Consider the following 4,594-nt stretch of genomic DNA (forward strand, 5'->3'; position numbering starts at 1 on the left):
CGCTCAAACTGCTGTGGGAGTTCCTGTTCGACCGCCCTGCCGGCACCACGCCCCCGCAGGCGCCGCCGGTGCGTGCGATCACCGCCGCCGAACTGGCCCAGGCGCCCGAGCACAGCCTGTACCGCTTGGGCCATTCGACCCTGCTGGTGAAACTGCGCGGCGGCTGGTGGCTGACCGATCCGGTGTTCTCCAAGCGCGCCTCACCGGTGCAGTGGATGGGCCCCAAGCGTTTCCACGCGCCCCCGATCGCGCTGCATGCGCTGCCGCCCATCCGCGGCGTAGTGCTCTCGCACGACCATTACGACCACCTCGACCGCGCCACCATCAAGTACCTGGCCACCCGGGCCGACGTGTTCCTCACCCCGCTGGGCGTCGGCGACCGGCTGATCGCCTGGGGCGTACCGCGCGAGCGCGTGCGCCAGCTGGACTGGTGGCAGGAAACCGAGGTGGACGGGGTGCGCTTTGCCGCAACGCCAGCCCAGCATTTCTCCGGTCGCGGCCTGCGCGACCGCGATCGCACGCTGTGGGCGTCCTGGGTGATCCTCGATGACGGACTGCGCCTGTTCTTCAGCGGCGACACCGGCTATTTCGATGGCTTCAAACGCATCGGCGAGCGCTACGGGCCGTTCGATGTCACCTTCATCGAAACCGGCGCCTACGATGCCAAGTGGCCGTTCGTGCACATGCAGCCCGAACAGACCGTGCAGGCCCATCAAGACCTGCGCGGGCGCTGGCTGCTGCCCATCCACAACGGCACCTTCGACCTGGCCCTGCACCAATGGGACGAGCCGTTCGAACGGGTCAGCGCACTGGCCGCACAGCGTTCGATCGCGCTGGCCACGCCGGGCATGGGCGAGCGCCTGGACCTGGATGCACCGCAGCCAGGCACGCCATGGTGGCGCCAGGTAAAGGCCGCGCAGGAARCACGCCGCACCGCGCCGGTGGGCAGCGCGATGTGACCGCGGTGGGTCAGCGCAGGGCCGGCACACCGTCAACGCCGCGCTCGCCTGCGACAGGACGCCCCGTTCTGCGCGCAGCCGGGGTGCATCTGCTACCTTGCCGGCAGCCGTCCGATCCCCCCTGCAATGCCCCTGCCGACCCAATCTGTGTATTTCCTGCCGCTGACCTCCTCAGCGGTTGCTGCGTTTCTTGAAGGTGCGCAGATCCCGGCCACCGCGCTGGAGCGTGCCGGGCTGTTCGCCGCCGCGCTGTGCCAGGGCAAAACCCATCACAGCGCTGCACTGACCCGGCTGATCGAGCAGGCGTGCGGGCTGTTTGCCGCGCATCCGGACGCTGCCGCCGCGCAGTTCCATGCGCTGGCGCCCCGCCTGCCGACGCGCCTGAACGACTGGCTGGAGGCGCTGGCCCTGCAGGGCGTGGTGCTGGGCCCGGAGGCGGTGGTGCAGCAGTTCTGCCAGCTGTCGCCGGACGACTACCCGGTGGACCCGTTCCAGGCTGCCTGCCGCACCACGCTGGAGCCGCACACGATCCGCTTCTACACCGATGCGGCGGTGGACCCGGACGCCCAGGACGCGACCGGCGGCGACGCCCTGCAGGCGCCCGCCTACGTCGAGCGCACCCACGATTACACCGCCGAACAGGCCCGCGCGCTGCGCGCGATCGTGGCCAACGACGATGAGCACATCGACCTGGACGCCTATGCGGGCGCCGGCAAGACCCACCTGATCCTCCAGCTGCTGGACAGCGCGACCCGGCGCTACACCTACATCGCCCCGCGCCCCAGCCAGGTGCAGGCCTTCCGGCGCCGGCTGAGCGGTGCGCTGCCGGTGGAAATCCTCTCGCAGATCAGCTTCGCCAACCAGGTTGCCGGCAGCGCGTTCCGCCAGGGCATCCTCGGTACCGCCTATCGCCCGACCTTCCAGATCAGCAAGGCCTCTTTCCGCGATATCGCCCAGCGCATCGGCCTGCAGCCGATCGGCAACCAACCGCCGACCAGCGTGCTGCGCGTGGCCTTCGACGGCATCGCGAGCTGGTGCCGCTCGCCGGGCGAACGCCTGGAGCCGCGCCACTTCGTGCGCGCGCTGCCGTGGGCGATGATCGATGCAGGTCCTTACATCGCGGCGGCCGAGCATGTGTGGCGCTGCATGTTCGATCCGGTGCTGCAGAAAGCCACGCTGCTCAGCCTCAACGTCGACCACATCGGCAAATGGCTGGCGCTGCACGGGGCGAAGATCCCGGCCACCTGGGGCACCCTGCTGATCGACGAAGGCCACGACATGAGCCCGGCATGGAAGGCACTGCTGTCCGGCTACGAAGGCTCGGTGATCAGCCTGGGCGATCCCAACCAGCGCCTGGTCGGACGCTCACCGCRCTTTGCCACCGGCATGAAACTGGAGATCGTGCATTCGGTGCGCCAGGGCCCGATGGTCGAGCAACTGGTCAACGAGACCGTGGCGCTGGATGCCACCGGCTATTTCGACGGGCCATTCGCCGGTTCGCCCGACCAGCCGACACTGGCCAGAACCTACCTCGCATGGGACGATGTGCCCGGTAGTGGCGCGCGCGTCTACGGCAATCCGTGGCGGCTGCTGGAAGAAGCGCAGCGGCTGGCGGCAGCGGGGGTCACCTTTGGCGTGCATCCGGACACACTGTCCAGCGTGGGCCGCGAGGTGAACCGCGGCGAAGAGGCCTATCGCGAAATGACCTCGCACGGCGGCAGCAGCCAGCGCTGGGAAGCGCTGTTGGCCGAGTGCAACGAACAGGACATGCCGCAGATCCCGCGCATGTTCATGCGCGGCTACAACCGCGACCGCTTCATCGAACTGACCCAGCGCCTGGCCGCCTTCCACGAGGCCCCACTGCAGTTGATGCTGGTCGAGCACGCCAAGAACACCGAGTTCGCGCAGGTGGCGATGTCGATGTGCTGCTTCCGCACCGGCTTCGGCCGTGGCTACGCGCACAACCCGGTGCGCGCGGCGTACACCGCGATGACCCGTGGCACGCAGCAGTTGTGGATGCCGGCCGGCGCGCTGGATGAGCTGGGGCAGAGCATCGCGCGTTACCAGACCAGCCGTGCGGAGTACCGGCGCAGCAAGGCGATCACGCCGGGGCGGCCGGTCCCTCGGTAAATCCATCCACGCGTGCCGCGGTGTTGGCTACCGCGTGTCGTTACCTCACGTTCGCTACCGCCAGGCCATGCGGCGCCGCCTGCACGGTAGCGCCACGCCCTGCGTGGCCGGCCTTCCTCAAATCCAGCGCTGGTCCAGCAATTCGCGCTTGATATACGCGTAGAACACCGGCGCAGCCACCAACCCCGGCAGACCGAACGCGGCCTCCATCACCAGCATCGCCAGCAGCAGCTCCCACGCGCGCGCCTGGATCTCACCGCCGACGATGCGCGCGTTGAGGAAGTACTCCAGCTTGTGGATGACCACCAGGTACAACAGCGCGGCCATCGCCACGTAGAACGACACCGACAGCGCGACGATGGTGATCACCGTGTTGGAGATGATGTTGCCCACCACCGGCAGCAGGCCAGCCAGGAAGGTGATCAGCACCAGCGTCTTGGACAGCGGCACATGCACGCCGAACAGCGGCAGCACCACCAGCAGGAAGATCGCGGTGAACAGCGTGTTGAGCAGCGAGATCTTCACCTGCGCAAATACCACCTGGCGGAACGCGGTGGCCAGCCGCGAGGTGCGCCCGATCAGTTCCTGCGCCAGCGGCCCCATCTTCGGCAGCGGCAGTTCGTCGTATAGCGCGATCATCGCGCCCAGCACCATGCCGATCAGCACCCGCACGCTGATCTGCACTACCGACGTGYCGGCGATGCCGAGCTGCTGGCGGTGGGTGGCGGCCCAGTCGTTCACCGCCGTGCGCAGCGCCTGCAGGTCCTCGGGAATGTAGGGCTGCAGCAGCGCCGGCACCTGGTGGCGGGAGGTATTGAGGATGTCCATGAGGCGCATCAGCAGCGCATCGGGTCCGCCGGTTTCGGTGCGGAAGAACGAGGCGATGCCGATCGCGGCCAGTGCCAGCACGCCGATGATCAGCGCCGACAGCACGATCACCGAGTAGGCACGCGCGCGCCCTGGCGGCAACTTGCCCTCAACGGTGGAGGCCAGCAGATGGGTCAGGTGGAACACCAGCAGCCCCGACAGCAGCGTCACCACCAGGCCCAGCTTGAGTGCCAGCCACATCCCCAGCAACATCAGCAACCAGGCCGCGATGCGGGCGGTGGGGGGCTTGGGCAAGGTGGGGATCACAAGGGACATGGCGGCGCATCCTGGCAGGTGGCCCATGGTAGTGGATGCGGCACCGGCCGCTGCGGGCAACCTGAAAGTGCTGTTCAAGGAACGCGCGTGCCGGACTGCGGAGGCAGGGCCTGCACCGTGCCGGCGCCCGCCGATGCGCGCGGCGCCGGAAGAGGCGAGCGCGAACCGATTGTAGAGCCACCCCATGGGTGGCTGCGGTGCCGATCCAATTCCACGTGCAGCCACCCATGGGGTGGCTCTACCGGTTTGGCCTGCCGTCCCCTACTCCCGGGGCGCGGCAGTCGAGCCCCGTACCATCATGCTGAAATCCAGCGTTTGCTGGAGCGGCACATCAATCCGTTCGATGATGGCGAGCAGCAGCT

The 4,594-nt window shown here is 68.3% G+C and carries 3 protein-coding genes; 2 read left to right on the forward strand and 1 reads right to left on the reverse strand.

All coding sequences use genetic code 11. The features are described from left to right. Both ACXJKH_RS15545 and ACXJKH_RS15550 read left to right on the forward strand, forming a co-directional pair. On the forward strand, window positions 1-959 hold a 959-nt coding region (locus ACXJKH_RS15545), incomplete at its 5' end, for an MBL fold metallo-hydrolase (protein ID WP_457320618.1). Window positions 960-1,085: 126 nt separating this feature from the next. Beyond that, complete coding sequence (locus ACXJKH_RS15550) at window positions 1,086-3,089, forward strand: hypothetical protein (protein ID WP_457320620.1); 2,004 nt, start codon at window positions 1,086-1,088, stop codon at window positions 3,087-3,089. A 117-nt stretch (window positions 3,090-3,206) separates the two neighbouring features. Here ACXJKH_RS15550 and ACXJKH_RS15555 read toward each other — a convergent pair whose 3' ends face one another. Beyond that, entirely contained in the window at window positions 3,207-4,232 is a 1,026-nt protein-coding gene (locus tag ACXJKH_RS15555; RefSeq protein WP_457320622.1) for an AI-2E family transporter, read from the reverse strand. Window positions 4,233-4,594: the final 362 nt, after the last annotated feature.

Source organism: Stenotrophomonas sp. P5_B8 (assembly GCF_054049855.1).